Source organism: Devosia sp., from assembly GCF_028290625.1.
Lineage (GTDB): Bacteria > Pseudomonadota > Alphaproteobacteria > Rhizobiales > Devosiaceae > Devosia.
Map to the genome: position 1 here is coordinate 179,803 of NZ_JAQGJM010000009.1, position 22,454 is coordinate 202,256.

Here is a 22,454-nt window from a genome sequence, read left to right on the forward strand (position 1 = left end):
TTGCCGGTCTGGATCGGCCCCTAGCCATGCGCTCTGGCGATTGTTCAATAAAATCAACGGTTAACCAAGTTGGCACCGCAATTGCATTGATTTGAGCGAAGGCGTCGCCTGGCGCCAATAGCTTCTACGGAGTTTTTTGATGGGCATTTACGGGGCACTTTCCACTGCGGTCAGCGGTTTGCGGGCTCAGTCCCATGCGCTGGAGAACATTTCGGGCAACATCGCCAACTCGCAGACCACGGGTTACAAGCGCATCGAAACCTCGTTCTCCGATATGATTGCCGATGCCCCGGTCAAGCAGCAGGTGGCCGGCGCGGTAGCGGCGCAATCGCGCGGCACCAATGGCGAGCAGGGCGATATCAAGGCCGTTACCAACGAGACCTTTATCGCGCTCAATTCCAACGGTTTCTTCGTGGTCGAGCCGAAAAACGGTACAACGGACGGTGTGCCGACTTTTGCCGGCAGCAACTACTATACCCGTCGCGGCGACTTCGAAATCGACAAGGACGGCCTCCTGGTCAATGGCGCGGGCTATTACCTCAAGGGCCTGCCGGTCGACACCAAGACCGGTAACGTCTCCGGTGCCGTGCCGGACGTGATCAGGCTGTCCAACGCCTTCCTGCCGGCCCAGCAGACGACGCGCATCAACTACCAGGCCAATCTGCCCCAGTTGCCGAAGAACGCGAGCTATGACGCGACCGTCAAGGGTAGCGAGCTGATGAACACGGTCGATTACGCCGCTCCGGCGACGACGATCGGTACGGCAGGCCTGGATGGCTCGGCTGCGATGGACACCATCGTGAATGCCGGCGATATGGTCACAGTCAAGGCCAGCACCGGCACCGCGGTGGTCTTTGAATTCTTCGATGGTGCGGCCGGTGCCTATGCGGGCGCCAATACCGGCATCGACATCCGGACCGTCCCGCCCGTCAGCATCGATGCGGCGCTTGCCGACATGCAGACCAAGTTCCGGGCCCTTGGCGGTACCGGTGCTGAAAGCGCGACCATTGGGCTGAGCGGCGGGCAGATTTCGGTTACCCTCGGCGCCAACAAGACCGCGACGTTGGGGGCGACGTCCGCCGGTGGCGTGCTCGGCCTGCCGGCGACGGGTAGCCCCGATGCCACTCCGGCTCCGGTCTTGCCGCGCCTCTCCACCATCCCGGCAAGCAGCAATTCGCAGTTCCTGGCCGACTCCGTCCCGGGTGGGTCGATCACCACCTACGCCAAGAACGGCGCGCCGGCCGTCGTCGTCCTGCAATGGGCCAAGGTGGACAGCGCGGCTTCGGGCGTCGGTCACGCCGATACCTGGAACCTCTATTACATGTCGGACAGCACCGCGACCGGCAGCGCCACAATGTGGACGCAGGCGGGCGGCGACTATACCTTTGGCCCCGATGGCTCGATGTCTCCGTCCATCCCCACCACCACCATTACCGGGCTCACCGTCAACGGCGTCAATGTCGGCAATGTCGAGTTGCAGCATGGCAATGGTGGCATGTCGCAGCAGGCCGACGTCAACGGCAAGGTCAGCACCTCGACGCTGAACCAGAATGGCTATGGCGCCGGCGAATTCGTGTCCGTGGGCATCAGCGACAACGGCCGTGTCGTGGCGACCTATTCCAACGGCGAGCGCATCGACATGGCGCAGGTGGTGACGGCACAGTTCAACGCCGTCAACCAGCTCAAGCGCATGGATGGTGGCGTGTTCGCGGCGACCTCGGAGTCGGGCGAGCCGATGCTGGACACCACTGGCAACGGCATCCTGGGCGGTTCGCTGGAAGCCTCCAACTCCGACATCTCTGACGAATTCACCAAGCTCATCATCACCCAGCAGGCCTATGCGGCCGGCACCAAGATTGTCAGCACGGCAAACGACATGCTGCAGCAGGCTCTTAGCATGATCCGCTGATCCAGAATTTGGATCATCTCCGGGCCCGGTCAATTTTGACCCGGGCCCAAACCCTTTGTGAGGAACTCAAGAATGGGTCTTACAACGTCGCTGAATAATGCGGTTTCCGGCCTGCACGTCAATCAGGACGCGCTGGCGGTACTGAGCCGCAATATCTCCAATGCCGGCACGCCGGGCTACCACAAGCAGTCGCTGAACATCATCGACTACAACTCGGCCAATTCGACCTATGGCCGGACGGCGGGTATCAACCGGGCATTCAACACCAGCCTGCAGACCTATTATACGCGGCAGGTTTCCGACACAGCGACGTCCAGCGTGCAGGCGAACTATCTGGATCGCCTGCAGGGCATGATGGGCAAGCCGGGCTCGGCGGGTTCGCTGGATACGCTGTTCGGCAAGCTGCAGAACTCGTTGCAGACCCTGGCGACCAGCCCCGACGACTATACGGCGCGCGGGCAGGCGGTGCAGACGGCCCAGGACATGGCCAGCAACCTCAACCGGCTCTCCGCCTCCGTCCAGGACTTGCGTCGGGAGACGGAAGGGCAGATCGCGGTCGACGTCGAGAGCCTCAATGGGCTGATGTCATCGCTGCAGGACGTCAACTCGCGCCTGCTCGACCTGGGCACTGGCGATGCGTCGCGCTCGGCGCTGATGGATCAGCGCGATCGGCTGGTCTCATCAGTGTCCGAACTGATCGACGTGCAGGCTGACTATCGCCCCAACGGCACCGTGGCGCTGATGACCCGTTCCGGCGTCGGCCTCATCGATGGCGCCGTGTCGGTCTTCAGTTTCGAGAGCGCCGGGAGCCTGGCGGCCACCTCGCAGTTCGATACCGATCCGAGCAAGGTCAAGGTCGGCAAGCTGACGCTGACGACGCCATCCGGCCTCAAGGTGGACCTGGTTGAGCATAGCGTGATCCAGGGCGGCGAGCTGGGTGGGCTGTTGACGCTGCGCGACAAGACGCTGGTCGAGGCGCAATCGCAACTGGACGAAATTGCCGGCAATCTGGCCCAGGCATTTTCGACGGTGCAGACGCCCGGCACCGCGATACTCAATGCCAGCGTTCCACCCGCAACCATCGGCTATTCGTCGAATACCACCAACGTGGCTCCCGGCAACGATTTGATGCTGAAGGTCAAGGTCAACGGCGTCGAGCAGACGGTCAAGATCGTCAACACCACCCAGCCTGGCATGGACTACCGCGATGCCTCGGGAAACCGTGTCGTCGGCGTCAATATGGCGCAAGGCGACGCGGCCGTGGTCAGCCAGTTGACCGCAGCGTTTGCCAGCACCGCCAACGGGCCGGCGTTGGGAGTAACCGTCGTTTCCAATGCCGGCGCGCTCGATTTTACCGGTGCCGGCTCCACCCAGGTCACCGGCCTGACCAAGCGCAGCACCTCCACGGGACTGCAAGGGCAGGGCCTGGCCCTCAACCTGTTCGTGGATTCCGACAACGGCGCCTTCACCAACAACCTGGACGGCAATCCGCCACAGAAGGTGGGCTTTGCGGCGCGCATCTCCATCAACAATGCGGTGCTGGCGGACAATAGCCTGATGGTGCAGGCGGTGCCCGGGCAGACCCTGGGCGACGCCGCGCGGCCGAACATGTTGATCGACCAGCTCAACAGCATGCAGTTCGTCGGCGGCGGTAATCCGGCGGCCGACAAGGGGCAGTTCCAGCTCAGCGGCAAGCTCGGCGACGTCATCAGCCAGGTTATCGGCTTCCAGGGCTCCAGTACGCAGAAGGTGCTGACCCAGAGTTCCGATCGGCAGCTCGCCCTGGACACGATTATTCAACAGATGGACGTTGAATATGGGGTCAATGTCGATGAGGAAATGGCGCGCCTGATGGACTTGCAGAACTCCTATTCCGCCAATGCCCAGGTCGTGGGCGTGGTCAAGGAACTGCTCACCGCCCTGCTGAACGCTGTCTGAGGAGAACCAAGATGATCGTCAACAAAACGATGTTCCCGGTGCAGACCGGTTTCTCCGTGATCTCGCAGATGCAGCAGCAGCTGTCCGACATGCAGATGCAGCTCGGCAGTGGCCAGAAGGCATCAACGCTGGCTGGCATGGGGCGCGACCTGCCGATGTCGCTCAGCGTGCGCTCGCGGCTCGACAAGATCGAAGGCTATTCGGGCAATATCGACATCATCGATCTGCGCCTGAGCTTTCTCGACAAAGCCATGAGCCGGTTCGACGCGATCGAAAGTGAAGCGCGCACCGCAGTCACCACCGGTGACTATGGCACCAACGACATCAACATGGCGACGCTGCCGGGCCTGTCCCTTGCCCGGCTCGACGAAGTCGTCACCATGCTGAACCAGGATGTTGCCGGGCGCTACCTGTTCGGTGGCAATGTCACCGACAAGCCGCCGGTCCAGACTACCGACGTATTGCTAAACGGCGAAGGCGGCCGGCTTGGCTATCGGCAGATCCTGTCCGAGCGCCTGGCGGCCGACCAGGGCACGGACGGATTGGGGCGGCTGAGCCTGCCCGCCGTCGTCGCCGGCAGTGGCGCGGTCCACCTGGCCGAGGATGGCACGCATCCGTTTGGCTACAAGCTCTCCACGGTCTCCACCAACGGCGCTCCGGCCATTGCGGTGACCCAACCCGCCGGGACGCCGAAAGACCTGTCGGTGACCTTCTCTGCAGAGCCTACGCCGGGCCAGCATGTCATCATCGGCATGACATTGCCCGATGGCAGCGAGACGCAGATTACCCTGACGGCCACAACCGACGCCATTCCCGGCGACGGCGGCTTCCAGATCGATGCCGATCCGGACGTGATGGCCGCCAATTTCCGTACGGCGCTGGAGACCAGCCTCAAGCAGAAGACCAGCGGAGAACTGCAGGCGGCATCGACCTTCGCCGCCGCCAAGGACTTCTTTGATGAGGCAGGCATACCCAAGCGTCCCGCGGGCGGCCCGCCGGCCACTAGCCTCGTGGATGCCGATCCTGCTGAGGTGGTGTTCTGGTATGCTGGCGAAACCAGCGCCGATCCGCGCTCCAGCGTTGCGGCCAAGGTCGATGATGCAACGACGGCCAAATATGGCATCCAAGCCACCGAAAGCGGGCTGCTGAAGCTGGTTCGAACGCAGGCGGCTCTGGCGGTGACCACGTATCCGGTCGAAGCCGATGTGCGGGCCACGCCCGCCATCGAGCAGATCAGGCTCGATGCCATGGCGCTGCCGGATGACGCTACCCGCGTCGCCAAGCTGGAAGAGTACGAAGCCGCGGTCAGCGCGGGCTATCGGCAATCGCGGGATTTGTTCGATGGCATGGCCAGCCGGCAACAAAAGGCGATGTCGGAAGGCCACAATGCCGAGGCCGGCTCGATCGAGCGCATCACCATGGATCTGGCGGTGGCCACCATGGCCAGCCACAGCGCCTCGGAACGCCACACCAACTACAAGAACCAGCTGGAAAATCTGCTGACCAATGTCGAAACGGTCAGCCAGAACGACACGGCGATGGCGATCCTGGCGCTGCAGACCCGGTTGCAGGCGAGCTACCAGGTGACCGCAGCGGTGAGCAAACTCAGCCTGTCGAATTATATGTAGCTGCCGATCAGCAATGACGAAGCCCCTGGCCTTGGCCGGGGGCTTTTCGTTTGCCGGTGAAAGTCACCGTCGGCGACGCGCTAGATGTTCAATATCCCCAAACAAAAAAGCCCCCGACCGAAGTCAGGGGCTTTTCATTATCGGTCCTGCCGATCAGGCCGGCATGGCGCGGAGGCCGGCGGCGATCTGGCGGTTGATGTTGATGATGCCGTCGAGTTTCTGCGGCTGGGGTTCCATGGTCAATTCGCGTGTCTGGTTCAGGATGAACAGGCCGAGGTTGACGATGTTCTGGCGAGTCTGGTGGGGGAGGGGGCTATCTTCCATGGCGGCCGAGCTCATGAAGATGGTCCAGAGCTTGCGGTTGAACGTGAGCGCCTTGCTCAGCTGATCGAAGTCCTGGGGCCAGGTGTCTCGAATATTCTGCAGGGAAGCCGCGGCTTTGATCAGCAGGGCCGCTTCACGCTCGCGGGGGGTCTCAACGGTCTTGGTCACCTGCTGATAAGCTTGCGCCCCGTGATGCTGCATTTTCGATAAGTTCCTGTTCGAATTGAATAAGTTGCTTCGCCGACTTAAGAGCTTTGTACAATGTGCCCGTTAAGATGTCGTTACTAATTCGATCCACAATGGCCATACTGGACGGGGCGGCGGTGACGATGTCGTTGATCAGAGAGAAGTATTCCCGACGCAAGACATCAGTATTATTCTCTATATACATGATCTGCACCGCCAGGTAGACGCGCTTGGCGGGCGTATCCGCGGTAGTTGGTGTCAGGATGTCCTTTTCACGAAGAATAGGCGCCTGGCCCTCTATAAATAGTCGCGTGCGCTGGTCCGAGTTGGTGATGATGCAATTGCCCACCAGCAGCTTCTCACCCGGCTTCAGTTCGACCTTGAGTGCCAATTGCATGCCTCCGAATTGAATCAATTCGTAATCGTTGTAGCCCAAACCGTCCCGGCGTGCCGATAGGGGAGGCGAAAAAAGAAAAGGCGGGCACGAGGCCCGCCTTTTCCGATAGTTGCCGAGCCGTGATTAACGGAGCAGCTGGAGCACGCCCTGGTCGGCCTGGTTGGCCATCGACAGGGTCGACTGAGCCAGGGACTGACGGGTCTGAAGAGCCAGCATGTTGGCGGCTTCCAGGTTCATGTCGGCCAGGGTCAGGTTGCCAGCACCGGTTTCCAGAGTGTTGGTCATGGACTTGGTGAAGTCCTGACGGTTCTGGACGATCGACAGGTTCGAGCCGAAGGACGAAGCCTGCGAACGAACCGAAGTCAGAGCGGTGCCGATCTGAGCGATGTACTTGTCGATGTTGTCGTCGCTATCCAGATCCTTGGCAGCAAGCGTCGTCGTGACCTTGAGGTTCGACGAGTTGACGGCCTTCTGGCCCTTGGTGCTGATGTCGATCGAGGAGGTGCCGGTTTCGTTGAAGGTGATCTTCAACTTGTCGCCACGCAGCAGGTTGATACCGTTGAACGAAGCATCGTCCGACAGCTTGTCGAGCTGGTCACGCAGCTGGTTGAACTGGGTGGCCAGGTCGGAACGGACGGTGTTGCCAGCGATGCTGGCCGAACCGCTCATGAAGGTGGTGCCGGCAACGGTCAGGGCCTGGGTCGAGTCGTTTTCGATACGGAGCTTGCCGTTGTCGTTCGACGCACGAACCTTGCCCTGAAGCGAAACGGTGTCGTTGATGGTGTTGACCATTTCGTCGGCAGTCTTGGTCGCAAAGGTCTGCACGGCAGTGCCGAAGCTGGCGGCCATACCACCAGTTACGGTGCCTTCCGTCAGAGCTGCAGCGGTAACAGCAGTCGCGGTGCTGTCCATTTTGGTGACTACCAGCTTGCCGGTGGCGTCGACCGAAGCTGTAACTTTCACACTGGCAGTATCGGTAGCGGAGTTGATCTTATCGGCGATCATCTGCTGGGTGTCACCAGTGGCCAAGGTGATATCGGCCGTGGTGTTCGTGCCGTCGCCGACCTTGAACTGCTTGCCATTGTCGGCAAGGAGAACCGTGCCTGCAACGACGCTGGAGGTCGAGACTGCCTTGGAGGTCAGAACGCTGGCAGTACCGAGCGAACCGCCGGTCAGCGTGATGGCGCTGCCCACGAGAGCAGTCGGGGGAGGGGAAGCCAGGGTGTAGGACGCGGTCGCGAAGGACTTGTCCTGGCGAGCCTGACGCAGAGTGGACTGCATCGATTCCAGGTTCTTGGTGATCGAGGTCAGGCCGTTATTGGCAGCTTCGATGGTCTTGACGCCATTGGCCATCGAATCCATCAGGTTGTTCAGGTCGTTCGAACGGCTGTTCAGCGAAGCGGCCGTAAAGAAGTTGGTCGGGTTGTCGAGGGCCGAGTTGACCTTGTTGCCGGTCGACAGGCGGTCCTGGGTCTTGTTCATCAGGGTCGCAGTGCCCTGGAGAGCCGACAGGTTTGAACGGACGGCTGCCGTCAAATTGATATTGGCCATTCTTGTAGTCCTTTTCTAGGATTCGATTAGTTACGAACGCCTCTTCCTGAGACGCCCTAATCCTTGCCCGACAGGATATAAAAATTGGTTAATTGGACCCGTGCATTGGCAACTATCTGTACGATTTCAACGGCCGGTTAATGGCGTGTGAAGAGGCAGGTTTTGCCCGGAAACGCCTGATAGCGCGGGCGCTCGGCAAGGTTTGCCGAGTGGCTTGTGGACAGATTGAGAATGCCGGGACGTCGTGGCGCCGGCCCTGCGCTATTTCTGCGCTGGCAGGGAGGGCGCTCACGACGGAAATCGCCACCGACACGGGAATCATCCGGTCAGGCAGCGGTTCGGCGGCGGTAGGGCGTTCTGGCTTTTAGACCGCGAAATCGCGGAGCCGCAGTTCGGATTCGGGGGGAATCCAGGCGCTGCCGATGCGAGCGTAAACTTCTTCCAGGGTCTCCGGGCGCGGCGACAGCCGGCCGGCGATAATCGCCGCGGCGAACATCGCGCCGGGAGGCAGCAATGGCGCTGCCGGTTCTTCGTATTTGGGGGGAGACTTTTGCTCGGGGTCGGGAAAGCGACCGCCGGCATCGGAATTCTTCGGCGCCGCCTGGATGCCGTCCTGCAATTGGGAGCGCTCGCCGGTCACTTGGCGCGAACGAAGATCGGTCAGACCCTGGGTGCTGACCAAAATGGGATCGGACGCGATTCTGGCGACCATGAAACTATCCTTTGCGGCTTTAATGCCGTTCGCAGGATAGCCGCATGGCCTTTACGCCAGTCTTGCCCGATCTCCAGGGTTTTTAATCAAATGCGAGGCAGATCAGAGCGAACGGTTGACCGCAATGCCGCGGGCCGAGGCCGAAGGATCAATGGCAATGGCGCCGCTCTTGCCGTAGATGCGCGCCTTGTCGTGCTGTCCGACGATTTCAGCGACGTCGCTCAACAGGTCCTCGGTGACCGTGCGGGCAGTGGCCAGCACGCGAAGATTTTCCGCCATCTGGGTGGCAAGCCGTTCGTGGCCATTGCGCAGGCGCTCGATCAGTTCGGGAGCGTCGGCCTGCAAGCGCGCGGCCTGGCGCTGCACCGAGCGGGCCAGCACCACATAGTCCTGGGCCAGACGTGCCTTTTCGGCGGTCAGGGCCACGGCCTGATTGTGACGGCCGGCGCGCAGCAGCGTGGTCTCCTGGTTCATCACGTCGACCAGCGCTGTCAGGGCGATTTCCGCCTGGCTGCACAGATCGGGCGAAGGCATGGTGTCGAGAGCTTCAATGCGGGCTGCGGCGGTCATCGTGTCGATGCTCCCTGAGAGGTCATATTGTAAGGATTTTGGGCGGCTTCCTGCATCTTCATCAAATCGCCCATCATCTGGTCGGCGATACCGAGACCGCCGTTCTGGGCCATGGAATTGGCGATTTGTTCGGATTGCATCGAGCGCCAGGTTTCTTCCCCGAAGCCGCCGCCAAACGAGGCCTGGTCGGTCTTGAGGGAGGAAAACATCTGCTTGGTCAGCGTGTTGAGGAACACGCCTTCGAGTTCTTCGGCCTGCTTGCGCAGGCGGCCCATGGCGGCCGGATCGAGGCTGGAGGGCTGGGTAGGCGTTGCGCCGCGAAGTTCCATTACAGCACCTCGATTTCGGCTTGCAGCGCGCCGGTCGCCTTGATGGCCTGCAGAATGGCGATCAGGTCGCGTGGGGCGATGCCCAGAGCATTGAGGCCATCGACCAGTTGCTGCAGCGTCACCGACTCGTTGACTACGGCCAGCGCCGTATTGGAGAGGTTGGCGTTGATGTTTGTGCTGGGCTGCACCGCGGTTACGCCATTGCTGAGCGGCGCGGGCTGAACGATCGTGGGGTTCTCGGCGATGGTGACAGTCAGGTTGGACTGGGCGACGGCGACGCTGGAGACCCGCACATCCTTGCCGATGACGATGATGCCGGAATTCTCATCGATGACGATCTTGGCGGTCTGGTCGGTTTCGATGACCAGTTGCTCGATGTCAGTCACCAGGTCGACGATATTGCCGTTGAAGCCGCGAGGCAGGGTGATCCGCACGGTGGAGGGATCTTCGGGGGTCGCGGTTGGCGTCCCGATGAAATCGTTGATGGCCAGGGCAATGCGGCGCGAGGTGGTGAGATCGGGATTGCGCAAGGCGAGGCGGAGCGTGGACTGGGCGCCAAGCTTGAAGTCGATCTCGCGTTCGATCACCGCGCCGGAAGAAATGCGGCCGGTGGTCGGCACGCCCGAGATGATGGTGGCGGCGTCGCCCTGGGCCTTGAAGCCATTGATGGCCACGGGGCCCTGGGCGATGGCATAGACTTCGCCATCGGCGCCGAGCAGGGGGGTGACCAGAAGCGTGCCGCCCTGCAGGCTCTTGCTGTCGCCGAGCGAGGCGACGGACACGTCCATGCGCGAACCCTGCGTCGAGAAGGGCGGCAGGTTGGCGGTGACCATCACCGCGGCGACGTTGGCTGTCCGCACGTTCTGGCCGGCGGTGTTGACGCCCAGCCGTTCCAGCATGGATTGCAGCGATTGCTTGGTGAAGGGCGAATTGTTGAGGCTGTCGCCGGTGCCGTCGAGGCCGACTACCAGGCCGTAGCCGACGAGCTGGTTTTCGCGGATGCCTTCGACATTGACGATGTCCTTGATCCGCGCGGCGGCGGCCTGGGCCGGCGCCATCGGGACGATCAGGGTCGCTGCCGCGATCCAGCCCGCAAATACAATCCGAAACAGCTTTGCCATAGTCCTGGGTCCCCGATGGGGCAGCACCATCCCCATGGCGCCGCTTCACCCTCCCATTAGCGAAAACCGTGCCAAAGCAGAGACACTGGGGTTAATGGGCTGATAACTATGGGGTTTTATCCGGTTGGAACTGTCATTTGGCACCGCGAGGGCAGTGGCGAGGGGTGGGGTGAGCAATTCTTGCCGGGTCTGTTAACGTCTTGTTAAGAGATTGCGGCAGATTTTGCCGGACATAGACACCAATCCATTTGAGTCCCTCCTTTGCGCATCGACACCGTCCAGCGAAACAATGGCGTCAATGGACGCGGCCCGGCTGGCCGCGATCAGGGCGGCGCTGTCTTCAATCCGACCGGTGCCGAGGCACCGACCCGCGCCGCCACCACCGCGCCGGTCGCCGCCGCCGCGCCGCTGGATTACCTGCTGGCGCTGCAGGGTGTCGAAGACCCGCTGCACGGCCGCAAGAAAAAGGTCATCATGCTCGCCCGTACGCTGCTCGATGAGCTGGAAGAGGTGAAAGCCGATCTGCTGGCCGGCAAGGTCAGCCCCGAACGGCTCAATAATCTCATGGCTATGGTGGCCCAGGCGCGCGAACGATCAGAGCCTGGCCTCGATGGTCTGCTTGATGACATCGACTTGCGCGTGCGGGTCGAACTTGCCAAGCTCGGGCTCTATCCCGCGTAAGACGGCCTCTGTGAGAGGCAACGTCGTTACAATGTCATCGATTCGGCGCTATGCGCCTGATGCGCAAGGCCTCTCACAAGTTAAGCACCATGTTGTTGGCCGCTTGCCGGTCCCGGCCTGCTGGACTATAGAGGCCCACCTAAGGGGTGCATTGGAGTTGAGTCTGCTGATGTCTTCGGTTGTTGACGTAGTTGAATACCGGCCCAGTGACGACGAGCCGTTCATGAACCCGCGGCAGCGGGAATATTTTCGAGCCAGGCTGAATGGCTGGAAGGAAGATATCCTTCGCGAAAGCCGCGGCACGCTGGAAAACCTGCAGGAAGAAAGCCAGAACCATCCCGACATGGCCGATCGTGCCAGCTCGGAAAGCGATCGTTCGCTGGAACTGCGCACGCGTGACCGTCAGCGCAAGCTGATCTCAAAGATCGACGCCGCGCTCAAGCGGATCGATGATGGCACTTACGGCTATTGCGAAGAAACCGGCGAGCCCATCGGGATCGCCCGGCTCGACGCCCGCCCGATCGCCACGCTCAGCCTGGAAGCCCAGGAAATGCATGAGCGCCGCGAGAAGGTCTATCGGGACGAATAGGTCACTGCACCGATCGCCTGATCGAACTTATGAGGCTCGCAGCAATGCGGGCCTTCATATCGATGGCGGCAAACAATAGCGCGCTATGGCCTGGCAAAATCCAGAACTTGCTCATGTCTGAGGCGTAGCGCCCAGACCCGCCATAGTCGGGATGCTCGCTCGACCAGATCGATTCCCAGTGCCGGCCGGCGGGCGGGGCCACCAGGGGATCGGGGATGATGGCCATGTGCCGGTCGCGGCCGAGATTGATGAACAGCAGGCGATCATCGCCATCCTCTGACAGATAGCGCAGGAAAAATGCCTGCTCACCCAGCACGGCGCCGTCGAGGCGCGCGCCCTGGCCCTGTTGGGTGAAGGCCGTTTCGCTGCGGCGCAGGCGGAGCAGATCGCGGTGCAGGGCGACGATTTCGCCGTGCCGCTCGAATTCGCTCCAGTCCAGCTTGCTGGCGGCAAACGTTGCCGGGTCGGCTGGGTCGGCCAGCCGTTCGTCCATGGCGGGGTCGGAGACGCCGGCGAACTGGCGCAGGTTTTGCGTGCGGCCCTTGGCGATGGCGGCGGCGGTTTCGCCGGTGAAGCCGGCAAAATACAGAAAGCGTGTCGAGGCGCCAAATTCCTGGCCGTGGAACAGGCAGGGGGTTTGCGGCGACAGCAGGAACAGCGCGGTGATGGCCCGTACGGCGCCGGGCGACCCGAGCCGATCCATGCGCAAGCCGCGTGCCGAATTGGCCACTTGGTCGTGGTTTTCGAGGAAATGCACGAAATTGGTGGGCTTGAGGTTGAGCGACGGCGTACCGTAGGGCTTGTCGCGCATGTCGGAGCGTTGGCCCTGGTAGAGGAAGCCGTATTTGGCGCTGGCCAGCAGCTCGCTCGAGGTGCCGTGGTAATCGCGATAGTAGAAGTCGTTATGGCCCGTCAGCGCCACGCGGGCAGCATGGTGGAAGTCGTCATTGCCGATGGCTTCGAGGCCGTAGCCGCCGGCTTCCGGCCGGTCGACCAGGCGGTGGTCCTGCGGCTGGTTTTCGGCCACGATGAAAAGCTGGCGCTCAGGCGCTGCGGCGCGGGCGGCGGCAGCGATTTCGGCGATGATGTGGGTGTCGCTGTCATCGAATAGCGCCTGGGTCGCGTCCAGGCGCAGGCCGTCGAAATGGAATTCGCGGACCCAATAGACGGCGTTCTGCACCATGAACTCCCGCACACCGGTGGCGCCTTCGCCATCGAAATTGAAGATCGCGCCCCATTCGCCATGGTGGCTGGTGCTGAAATAATGGGGGGTGAAATCCTTGAAATGGTCGCCAAGGCCGGCATGGTTGTAGACCACGTCGAGAATGACCCCGAGCCCCAGCGCATGGGCTCGATCGATAAAGCGGTGCAGATCGTCCGGCGGGCCATAAAGGTGGCTGGGGGCGTAGGGCAGGACGGTGTCGTAGCCCCAGCCGAAGGCGCCATTGAACTCGCCGATCGGCATGACCTGCAAGACGGTGATGCCGAGATCGCGCAGGGTCTGCAGCCGTTCGGTGGCGGCGGCCCAGGTGCCTTCGGGGGTGAAGGTGCCGATATGGATTTCGTAAAGCACTTGCCCGTCGGGTGGGACGCCGCGCCAGTAGGCGTCGCTCCAGGCGAAGATATTGTCCGTGACGACGGATGGCCCCTCGGGGCCCTCCGGCTGCCACCGTGAGGCGGGATCGGGCAGGGGCTCGCCGCCATCGAGTTGGAAGCGGTAGCGGGTTCCCGGTCGGATATCGGGAACGAGGACACTGAAATAACCGTCGCCCGTCGCCTCCATCGGGATCGCCGGGTGACCTTCAACGATCAGCGACACCGCGCGGCGTCCCAGCGCCCAGACGCGAAAGTGCGTGCCATCGGCCGTGGCCTCTGCACCAATTGGGTAGCGGCGTTCTGTCATGGGGCTCTACCGGACGTAATGGCAGGCGACCGAGAGTAGCTGGATTTGTACACTGATGCTTGCGGATGGGTTGGAGTGAGAACGAACGCGCGCTGCAAACGTTCCTGGATGCAGCGCGTTAAGGGTTTGCCGGGCGCCTGGGACGTCGGCACGTCGCCCCGATACGTTATCGGAGCGGTTTATGGCTACAGCATGAGGCCGGTTTCGGGCTCGTTATCCTTTAGTGGTAGGGATTTACGCTTAGGCGCAAGGACTGCGACAATTTAGCACATCGGCGCCATGGTTCATATTGGTCCCATGGTTAGGAAATTGACCTCTCGTTAACGACGAATCCGCAGATTCCCATAGACGCGCATGAGGCGCTGAAACGGGCGGCAGAACGCTGCGGGGCAGAATCGAATGTTCACATCATCTAATTTCCGGCTGCCGGCGCTGAAGATGCGCGGCAAGCTGATCGTTGCCGCCGCGGCGGTATTCACTTTGGCCATTGCGGGTAGCCTGTTCTACGTGGTGAACACCATCCGCGCTGGCGACCTTGTGGACGCGGACCGGGTCGTGCTCGGCATCGCCGACAACAAGGCATCGGCCATCAATGTCGAACTGGGTCGCTACGTCTCGGCCAGCACGGCCAATGCGGAGACGGCAACGGCCCTGCTCTCGGCGCAAACCATGATGCCGGATGTCTACGGCGCCATCGTGCTCCAGCAGTTGGAAAGCCTGCCCGACGCCAGCAGCGTCTCGATCGTGCTGACGCCCGATGCCGGGGTCGCGGCCAATCAGTTTTATGCGTCCTCCCAGTTCATGACGGAAGATGGCCATTTTGCCGCCTTCGCCCAGCGCGATGCCAATGGCAAGGCCAGCCTCATTCCCTTTCCATCCACTGCCGGCTTCGCCTGGATGGATGCGCCGATGGCCGCCGACGGTCCGACGATCCAGGGCCCGATCAATTACGACGGGGTGCTGTACACCTCGTTCTACAACACGATCCACGACGCCAGCGGCAAGGTCGTGGGCATCTCCGGCATCGACTTCGACTCGCGCCAGATCCAGGCCGTGGTCGGCGCCGAGCCGCCCTTGGGCAATGGCTTCATCGGCGCACTCGACGAGCAGCAGGTCTGGCTGCTCAATGCCGACGAAAAAGTGCTGGGCACCAAGGCGGAGGACGCCTGGGTGGTGAACGCGGTCAACGCGCTCAAGGACAAGGACGTATTTCAATATGTCGATACCGTCGCCGGCGCGTCCTGGCGCGTGACGGTCAAGGATTTCGACGTCCCTAACACGGGCGAGAAATGGCTGGTCATTGCCGCGGTGCCCGAGACAACGCTGCTCGCGGCAGCCGACCAGCAGCGCAATGTGATGATTGGCGGCGGCGTCGGCGTGCTGCTGGCTGCGATTGCGGTGTTCTGGCTGGTGGGTAATTCCATCGCCAAGCCGGTGATCCGCATGACGGCGACGATGCGCCGGATCGCCAATAGCGAGTTCGACCTCGAAGTGCCCTATGCCGGCCGCAAGGACGAAATCGGGGAGATGTCGAACGCCGTCGAGGTGTTCCGCCAAAACGGCCAGCGCGTTGCGCAGATGACCGAGGCGGAAGCCGCGCGGATCATTGCCGACCAGGCCAACCGCGCCGCCATGATGAGCGAGTTGCAGAGTGCCTTCGGGCTGGTGGTCGACGCCGCCATTGCGGGCGATTTCAGCCGCCGGGTCGAGGTGGAATTCCCTGATCCGGAACTGAATGGCCTGGCGACGAGCGTCAATGGCCTGGTGGAAACCGTCGAGCATGGGCTTGCCGAGACCGGCGACGTGCTGGCCGCGCTGGCCGACACCGACCTCACCAAGCGCATGGAGGGGCAATATTCCGGCGCCTTCGCCAAGCTCAAGGCCGACACCAATGCGGTGGCGGACAAGCTGACCGATATCGTCGGGCAGTTGCGCGAAACCTCGGGTGCGCTCAAGACGGCCACCGGCGAAATCCTGTCCGGCGCCAATGACCTCAGCGAACGCACCACCAAGCAGGCGGCGACGATCGAAGAGACTTCGGCGGCGATGGAGCAGCTTGCGACCACGGTGGTGCAGAATGCCGAGCGGGCGAACAATGCCAGCGTGGCGGCGGGCACGCTGACCCGTACCGCCGAAGAGGGTGGCCAGGTGATGAGCCAGGCCAATCTCGCCATGGACCGCATCACGGCGTCGTCGTCCAAGATCTCCAACATCATCGGGCTGATCGACGACATCGCCTTCCAGACCAACCTGCTGGCATTGAACGCGTCCGTGGAAGCGGCGCGGGCTGGCGAGGCCGGCAAGGGCTTTGCGGTGGTGGCCGTGGAAGTGCGGCGCCTGGCGCAATCGGCGGCGCAGGCATCGAGCGAGGTCAAGCTTTTGATCGAGCAGAGCGCCAGCGAAGTCAGCGGCGGCAGCAAGCTGGTGGCGGAAGCCGCCGGCAAACTGCAGGCCATGCTGGTAGCCGCTCGCCAGAGCCACGAACTGATGGACGGCATTGCCCGCGAAAGCCGCGAGCAGGCCTCGGCGATCGAGGAAGTCACCGTGGCGGTTCGCACCATGGACGAGATGACCCAGCACAATGCCGCGCTGGTGGAAGAGACCAATGCGGCAATCGAGCAGACCGAGGCGCAAGCCAGCGAACTCGACCGCGTGGTGAGCATCTTCACGCTGAACGAGCACCGCGCTGCGGCGCCATCTCGTGCCCCGGCGCGTGAGTCGGCCCCGCGAAGCATGGGCATCAAGGCGTTGCAGAAAAAGGTGGTTTCCGCAGCCCGCACGTATATGACGCACGGCAATGCCGCAGTGGATAAGGACTGGAACGAGTTCTAGTCGGTTCCCACGATCTCGTGAAACGAAGCAGGCCGTCCCTTGGGACGGCCTGTTGCTTTTGGGGTTAGTGCCTTCAACTCACTCAACAGACGAGGATATCGCCCCACTCACGGACCTTCCCGCGGACTTGATCCGCGGGCCTCCATCAGCATGGCGCAAGCGGCCAATGGCCCGCGGGTCAAGCCCGCGGGAAGATCGGTGGGGGGAGGCGGTGCCTCAAGGTCGGGCGGCGGGGAGGAGAGCAGGTGCCGCAAGCCAATGCAGCAATCAGCCGAGATAGCGCTGCTTCAGATGTGATTTGAACACGTCCGCGTTGAGTGGTTCGCCCGTAGCGCGGGTGATGAGGTCGGGGGTGGAGTAGCGCGATCCTTGCTTCCAGATGTTGTCGCTGCGCCATTGGTTGACGCCGGTGAAATCGCCCTTGGCGATGTCCGAGCGCACATTGGGATTGGTCTTTTCCAGCGCGGCCCATTGCTGGGCGGCGATCATTGCGCCCAGGGTGTAGCTGGGGAAATAGCCGAAGGCGCCGCCGGGCCAGTGCACGTCCTGCATCGGGCCATCCTTGGGATCGGCCAGGGTCGAGAGGCCGAGATACTCAGTCATCTTGGCGTCCCAGGCCTCGGGGATCTGGCTGGCCTCGAGCTTGCCGTTGACCAGGTCCTGTTCCAACTCGTAACGCAGGATGACGTGGAGCGGGTAGGTGACCTCGTCGGCATCGACGCGGATATAGCCGCGTTCGACGAAGTTCACTTCCGCCAGCACATCCTCGACATCCCAGCCGGGAATCGCATCGGCGCCGAGATGCAGATGCACCAGCGGCAGGGCGAATTCCCAGAATTCGGGCGAGCGGGCGAGTTGCATTTCCACGAATAGCGACTGGCTCTCATGAATGCCCATGCCGCGCGCCTTGCCGAGCGGCCAGTGCGACCAAGCCTTGGGCAGGCCCTGTTCGTAGAGGGCGTGGCCGGTTTCGTGCAGCACGCCCATCAGGGATGAGAGGAATTCGTCGGTGCGGTAGCGCGTGGTCATGCGCACGTCGGTCGGCACGCCGCCGCAGAACGGGTGGTGCGAGACGGCGAGCGAGCCATGGGTGAAATCGAAGCCGACGGCGCGCATGGCGGCGAGGCCGAGTTCGCGCTGCTTTTCGATGGGGTAGGGTCCGTTGAGGGCTTTGCGCGGGCGCTTGGCGAGGCGTTCGGCCTGGGCGTCGAGCGCGTCTGGAACGAAGCCCTTGAGGAAGGTCTTGAGATCGGAAAATACGGTATCGAGTTCGGCGGTGCGGTTGCCGGGATCGTATTGTTCCATCAGCGCGTCGTAGGGCGCCAGCTTGAGGGCGTCGGCACGCAGTTGTGCCTCTTCGCGCACGAGGGCGACGACGCCTTCCAACGCGGGGAGGAAGCTGTCCCAATCGTTCTTGGCGCGCAGCTCGCGCCAAAGCTGTTCCGACCGCATGGTGGCGGCGGTCCGGCGTTCGACGAATTCGGTGGGCAGGCAGGTGGCGTTGATATAGCTGCGCTTGAACTCGGCCAGCGCCAGGCGCTGGTCCTCGGATTCGGGGTTGGCGGCCTCGATCCAGTCAGCGATCTGAGGGGCGGTGGCCTGCGCGTGATACATGCCGGCCAGGTTCGACATGGCCTCGGCCCGCTTCTCGCCGCCGCCGACCGCCATATGGGTGGCTTCGTCGGCGCCAAGAATGGACAGGGCATGTTCGAGTGCTTCGAGCTTGCGGCCGAGGTCGTCGAGTTTGGCAAAGGACATGGGAGGCTCCGGATATCAGTGCCGGAGATGTTCCACAGGCTAGCGCCAGATGAAAGGCCAGTGCCAGCGTTTTTCGTGCGTCATCGCCATCAGCACCACGCCGACGCCGGCGCCGATGGCAATTCCCAGCGCCATGCCGAGCATCAAGTTACCGGTGGCGAGCCCAAGAATGAGGCCGAGGCATAATCCAAATGAAATGCCGAGCGGAAGAAAAGCCATAGCGCGTCCTCCTGAACCCGAAAGAACGCAAAGTTACAGTTTGAAGTTCCACTGATTAGTATTGGTATGGATAATGTTTCGCTAATTGAACTCTGGGCGGAAGTTAATATTCGGCCGCCATGCAGGCGTTTTATTTTGAACGGTCGTCGCCATTTATGGCCTTGAGCGTGCCCGCCATGGCGATGCCCAACGCAATGCCGATGCCGATACCTATCGCGATATTGTCCATCAGCAATCCGATCACGACGCCGAGCAGGATGCCTAGGATGATGCCGGAGGTCATGGATTTGGTCATTCGGGTTCTCCCTTCTGGTCACTCTCACATGGGTGCTCGGGTAAGAATGCAAAAGAGCCATGGCCAAAATGGGGAAGAGGCGCAGCCGGGGGACTGCGCCTCTCAAGTGGCCGCCTCCATTCTGGAGTCGACCGATGGCAATTCCTTCTGGACCTTGCCGAGGAGCCCAGCCGCACCAATGGGGGATTGCGCGGCTGGGTATTGGTGCTGCCTAGAAGGGCAGGATGGCGTCCATCACCTGCTGGCCGTAGCGTGGCTGCTGCACGTCGGTGATCTGGCCGCGACCGCCGTAGGCGATGCGGGCTTCGGCGATCTTGGACGACGGGATGGTGTTGTTGGCCTGGATGTCAGACGGGCGGACGATGCCGGCCACGATCAGGTCGCGCACTTCGAAATTGACGCGCACTTCCTGGCGGCCTTCGATCACCAGGTTGCCGTTGGGCAGGACCTGCGTGACGACCGCGGCGACCGAAGTCTGCAGGGTTTCCGAGCGGTTGACCGAGCCGTTGCCGGTATCCTTCATGCCCGAGGTGATATCAATGGCACCGGCCGGGTCGATTGCGCCAGCGCTGAGATTGGTGACGGCGGAGCCGAGGATGCCACCGAGGCCTGCCGAATTGGACGAACTGCGGGCACGCTGGGTAGCGTTGTCGATCTGGGCGTTGTCATCGATGGTGACGATCACGGTCAGGATGTCGCCGATGCGGTGGGCGCGCTCGTCCTTGAAGAAGCCCTTGGCCGACATGCGGTAGAGCGAGTTGGGCTGGTAGGTGTCGGCGATTGCCTCGGGCATCGGCATGCGAACCGGCACATAGCCCGCCACGGTGGTGGGGTCCTCGATGGCGGTGAGGCGCGGGGCGTTGCCGACATCGGCGAGGCGATCCATCGTGTTGCAGCCGGCAAGGGTCGCGGCCAGGGTCAGGATTGCGGTGATCTTGAAGAGGGTCATGAAAATTCTCCTGAAAGCTGGTCAGAGGCCGGCGAGGGCGAGCGGATCCTTGCTCACTTCGACGGCGCCCGCGGCGATGGCGGTGGCGGTGATGACGCGCTTGGACATGAGATTGAGCACCTGGACCGGAGCCCCGGTGACTGCGTTGGTGATGGCCTGGCCCTTGACCGTCAGGGTCATCGGGCCCTGGCGGAAGTAGATGGTGACGAGATCATTGCGGGCGATCAGCGTGGGCGTGGAGACATCGGCGGGCTTGAGCAGCATGCCCTCGCGGCTCTGGCGGTTGAGCTGCATGCCGACCAATTGTGCCGGGTCGGCAAAGCCGCTGGTGTCGCCATTGCGCAGCGAGACCGGGCGCATTTCGATGTCGCTGGCCGAGATGACGGTGCCGGCGGGCAGGCTGGTTGCCAGATGCGGGGCCTCGACGGACAGGTCGAGCGTGCCGGACACGTCCAGCGGTTTGGCCATGCCGGCGACGGCGAAGCGGGCGTTGAAGGCGCCGTTGCCAGGCAGGTAGCGCAGGCTGAGCAGGGTGGCCGGTGCGTCGGTGGCTTCTGCATTGATCGGGGCGAAAGGCACGGTGAACATGGCCTGGGCAGTGACGGCGGCGCCGATAGTGCCGCGGCTCACCAGGTCGCGGGTGATCAGGTCGGTCAGGACGGCTTCATCGACGACGCTGGCGCTGCGGATGACATTGACGCTCTGCAGGCCGTTGGCTTCGAAGTCGGCGATGCCAATGCGGGCGGCGGCGGCAGTGATGGCGGCGACGGGGACTGAACCGGTGGTGCCCGGATTGGGCGCCCGGAACAGCGGGAGCTCGGCCTGCAGCCCGGCATCGTCAAACATGTCGCCGACGGTGACTACGGCGCCGATGACGACGACTTCGGCCTTGAGCTGCGGGGCGGCCAGGGCACTGCCGGCCAGCAGGGCCGTGGTGAGTGCGGCGATGAGGGAGCGCATGATCATTTATCGAGCTCCTATCAACGCAGTTGGGTGGTGGATTGCATCATCTCGTCGGCACCGCTGATCACACGAGCATTCATCTCGTAAGCGCGCTGGGCGGCGATCAGATCGGCGATTTCGGTGACGGAGTTGACGTTGGACATTTCGAGGTACCCTTCGAGCAGGTCGCCAACGCCATCGGCATTGGGCGTGCCGATCTGGGGCGCGCCGCTCGCAGCAGTTTCGCCGAACAGGTTATCGCCCAGCGATTCCAGGCCGGCCTTGTTGACGAAGCGGGCGAGCTGAAGCTGGCCCATCTGCGTCGGCACCGAGTCATTGGCCAGCACGGCTTCGACCAAGCCATCGGGCGAGATGCTGACCGACTTGGCGGTGCCGGGGATGGTGATGCCGGGCTGCAGTTCATAGCCGCTGGAATTGACGATGGTGCCCTGGTCGCTGCGGTCGAACGAGCCGTCGCGGGTATAGGCGGTGGTGCCGTCTGGCATGTTGATTATGAAGAAGCCTTCGCCGCGGATAGCGACGTCGAGTTCCTTCTCGGTGGGCTCGACGCTGCCCTGGCTCATGATGCGCGGGGTGGCCACGGTGCGCACGCCCGAGCCGATTTCGACGCCGGCGGGCAGGTTGGTGCCCTGGTCCGAGGTCTGCGAACCGGCGCGCGTGATCTGCTGATACAGCAGGTCCTGGAACTCGGCGCGCTGGCGCTTGAAGCCGGTGGTGCGCATGTTGGCGATATTGTTGGAGATGACTTCGACGTTGCGCTCCTGAGCGCTCATGCCGGTCGATGCGATATAAAGGGCTTTCATGGCATGATCCTTTAAGCGTTAGGGTCGCCGAGGCGCTGAATGGCACTGCGGCGCATATCGTCCTGGCGTTGCGAAAGGGCGGCGGCCGACTCATAGGCGCGCTGCACCTTGATCATTTCGGCCATGGCCGAGACGCCCGAGACGTTGGACTTTTCGATGAAGCCCTGCATGACGCGGGTATCGGTCGGTGCGATCGGCGTGCCGCCGGAGAACAGGTTGCCACCCTCATGCTTGATGGCCTGGGGATTGGCGAATTCGACGAGGCGCAGCCGGCCCTTGGCGCCGGCGCTGCTGCTGATGGCGCCATCCTCGGAAATATTGACGTCGGTTTCTTCGGGGCCGAACTGGATCGGGCCGCCATCGCCGAGCACTGGATTGCCGCTGAGGTCGACCAGGGTGCCTGCATTGTTGATCTGGAACGAGCCGGCCTTGGTCCAGCGATCGCCGGCTGCGGTCTGCACGGCGAAGAAGCCGGCACCGTTAATGGCGACGTCGAGCGGGTTGCCGGTCTGCACCATGTCGCCGGCGGACAGATCGTGCATGGTGGCCCAGTCCTGCACATAGGACAGCGGCTGGTCCTTGCCCATGAAGTCCTGGTCGCGGGCGACGGGGCCCACATATTCCTCGTAGAGCGACTCTTCCGCCTTGAAGCCGGTGGTGTTGATGTTGGCCATATTGTTGGCCACCACGTCCATCTGGCGCGCCAAGGCTATCTGGCGAGATAGTCCAATCAGTTGCGCATTCTTAATCATCGTTCAGTCCCCGTATGTCCCCGAGCCGTCCCGCTTCCCCAAGCT

21 protein-coding genes are annotated in these 22,454 nt (G+C 62.6%); 6 read left to right on the plus strand and 15 right to left on the minus strand.

Annotation, left to right across the window (positions count from 1 at the left end; translation table 11 throughout):
* The first annotated feature begins 139 nt into the window (after positions 1-139).
* From JWR51_RS04550 to JWR51_RS04560, 3 genes are all read left to right on the plus strand, one after another.
* Positions 140-1,909: a flagellar hook-basal body complex protein gene (locus JWR51_RS04550; protein ID WP_299744229.1), complete on the plus strand. Its 1,770-nt coding sequence runs from the start codon at positions 140-142 to the stop codon at positions 1,907-1,909.
* A 72-nt stretch (positions 1,910-1,981) separates the two neighbouring features.
* Positions 1,982-3,847: a flagellar hook-associated protein FlgK gene (gene flgK, locus JWR51_RS04555; protein WP_299744232.1), complete on the plus strand. Its 1,866-nt coding sequence runs from the start codon at positions 1,982-1,984 to the stop codon at positions 3,845-3,847.
* A gap of 11 nt (positions 3,848-3,858) precedes the next feature.
* Positions 3,859-5,475, plus strand: coding sequence for a hypothetical protein (locus JWR51_RS04560; RefSeq protein WP_299744235.1), 1,617 nt, complete (start codon positions 3,859-3,861; stop codon positions 5,473-5,475).
* A 153-nt stretch (positions 5,476-5,628) separates the two neighbouring features.
* On the opposite strand, the gene flaF is transcribed toward JWR51_RS04560, so the two are convergent.
* The 7 genes from flaF to JWR51_RS04595 form a co-directional block, all read right to left on the minus strand.
* A complete protein-coding gene (gene flaF, locus JWR51_RS04565) occupies positions 5,629-5,967 on the minus strand; it encodes a flagellar biosynthesis regulator FlaF (RefSeq protein WP_299744238.1) in 339 nt (112 codons plus the stop codon).
* Positions 5,951-6,376, minus strand: coding sequence for a flagellar biosynthesis repressor FlbT (flbT, locus tag JWR51_RS04570; protein WP_299744241.1), 426 nt, complete (start codon positions 6,374-6,376; stop codon positions 5,951-5,953). The genes flaF and flbT overlap by 17 nt, the downstream gene beginning before the upstream one ends.
* 129 nt (positions 6,377-6,505) lie before the next feature.
* A complete protein-coding gene (locus JWR51_RS04575) occupies positions 6,506-7,933 on the minus strand; it encodes a flagellin (protein ID WP_299744244.1) in 1,428 nt (475 codons plus the stop codon).
* 364 nt (positions 7,934-8,297) lie between these two features.
* On the minus strand, positions 8,298-8,645 hold the full coding sequence (locus tag JWR51_RS04580) for a hypothetical protein (RefSeq protein ID WP_299744247.1): 348 nt from the start codon (positions 8,643-8,645) through the stop codon (positions 8,298-8,300).
* A gap of 102 nt (positions 8,646-8,747) precedes the next feature.
* Entirely contained in the window at positions 8,748-9,215 is a 468-nt protein-coding gene (locus JWR51_RS04585; protein WP_299744250.1) for a flagellar protein FlgN, read from the minus strand.
* Positions 9,212-9,544 (minus strand): rod-binding protein, encoded by a 333-nt coding sequence (locus JWR51_RS04590; RefSeq protein ID WP_299744253.1) that lies wholly within the window; start codon positions 9,542-9,544, stop codon positions 9,212-9,214. The genes JWR51_RS04585 and JWR51_RS04590 overlap by 4 nt, the downstream gene beginning before the upstream one ends.
* The gene (locus JWR51_RS04595) at positions 9,544-10,602 is read right to left on the minus strand and encodes a flagellar basal body P-ring protein FlgI (protein ID WP_299744487.1); all 1,059 of its coding nucleotides are present in this window, start codon (positions 10,600-10,602) and stop codon (positions 9,544-9,546) included. Before JWR51_RS04595 ends, JWR51_RS04590 begins: the two co-directional genes overlap by 1 nt.
* 324 nt (positions 10,603-10,926) lie before the next feature.
* Here JWR51_RS04595 and JWR51_RS04600 point away from each other — a divergent pair, with 324 nt between their 5' ends.
* Both JWR51_RS04600 and dksA read left to right on the plus strand, forming a co-directional pair.
* The gene (locus tag JWR51_RS04600) at positions 10,927-11,346 is read left to right on the plus strand and encodes a flagellar assembly protein FliX (RefSeq protein ID WP_299744256.1); all 420 of its coding nucleotides are present in this window, start codon (positions 10,927-10,929) and stop codon (positions 11,344-11,346) included.
* 169 nt (positions 11,347-11,515) lie between these two features.
* Positions 11,516-11,935 (plus strand): RNA polymerase-binding protein DksA, encoded by a 420-nt coding sequence (gene dksA / locus JWR51_RS04605; protein ID WP_299744259.1) that lies wholly within the window; start codon positions 11,516-11,518, stop codon positions 11,933-11,935.
* Between the two features lies 1 nt (position 11,936).
* Here dksA and treZ read toward each other — a convergent pair whose 3' ends face one another.
* Positions 11,937-13,838 (minus strand): malto-oligosyltrehalose trehalohydrolase, encoded by a 1,902-nt coding sequence (gene treZ, locus JWR51_RS04610; protein WP_299744262.1) that lies wholly within the window; start codon positions 13,836-13,838, stop codon positions 11,937-11,939.
* Between the two features lie 399 nt (positions 13,839-14,237).
* On the opposite strand from treZ, the gene JWR51_RS04615 reads away from it, so the two are divergent.
* Positions 14,238-16,670, plus strand: coding sequence for a methyl-accepting chemotaxis protein (locus JWR51_RS04615; protein WP_299744265.1), 2,433 nt, complete (start codon positions 14,238-14,240; stop codon positions 16,668-16,670).
* Positions 16,671-16,937: 267 nt separating this feature from the next.
* On the opposite strand, the gene JWR51_RS04620 is transcribed toward JWR51_RS04615, so the two are convergent.
* From JWR51_RS04620 to flgF, 7 genes are all read right to left on the minus strand, one after another.
* A complete protein-coding gene (locus JWR51_RS04620; RefSeq protein ID WP_299744268.1) occupies positions 16,938-18,428 on the minus strand; it encodes a carboxypeptidase M32 in 1,491 nt (496 codons plus the stop codon).
* A gap of 39 nt (positions 18,429-18,467) precedes the next feature.
* The gene (locus tag JWR51_RS04625) at positions 18,468-18,647 is read right to left on the minus strand and encodes a hypothetical protein (protein WP_299744271.1); all 180 of its coding nucleotides are present in this window, start codon (positions 18,645-18,647) and stop codon (positions 18,468-18,470) included.
* Between the two features lie 130 nt (positions 18,648-18,777).
* On the minus strand, positions 18,778-18,942 hold the full coding sequence (locus JWR51_RS04630) for a hypothetical protein (RefSeq protein ID WP_299744274.1): 165 nt from the start codon (positions 18,940-18,942) through the stop codon (positions 18,778-18,780).
* A 211-nt stretch (positions 18,943-19,153) separates the two neighbouring features.
* Positions 19,154-19,891 carry a flagellar basal body L-ring protein FlgH gene (gene flgH / locus JWR51_RS04635; RefSeq protein WP_299744277.1) on the minus strand — a complete coding sequence of 246 codons (738 nt, stop codon included), beginning with the start codon at positions 19,889-19,891 and terminating at the stop codon, positions 19,154-19,156.
* Positions 19,892-19,912: 21 nt separating this feature from the next.
* Positions 19,913-20,857: a flagellar basal body P-ring formation chaperone FlgA gene (gene flgA, locus JWR51_RS04640; protein WP_299744279.1), complete on the minus strand. Its 945-nt coding sequence runs from the start codon at positions 20,855-20,857 to the stop codon at positions 19,913-19,915.
* A 14-nt stretch (positions 20,858-20,871) separates the two neighbouring features.
* Entirely contained in the window at positions 20,872-21,657 is a 786-nt protein-coding gene (gene flgG, locus JWR51_RS04645) for a flagellar basal-body rod protein FlgG (RefSeq protein ID WP_299744282.1), read from the minus strand.
* An 11-nt stretch (positions 21,658-21,668) separates the two neighbouring features.
* A complete protein-coding gene (flgF, locus tag JWR51_RS04650) occupies positions 21,669-22,406 on the minus strand; it encodes a flagellar basal-body rod protein FlgF (protein ID WP_299744490.1) in 738 nt (245 codons plus the stop codon).
* Positions 22,407-22,454: the final 48 nt, after the last annotated feature.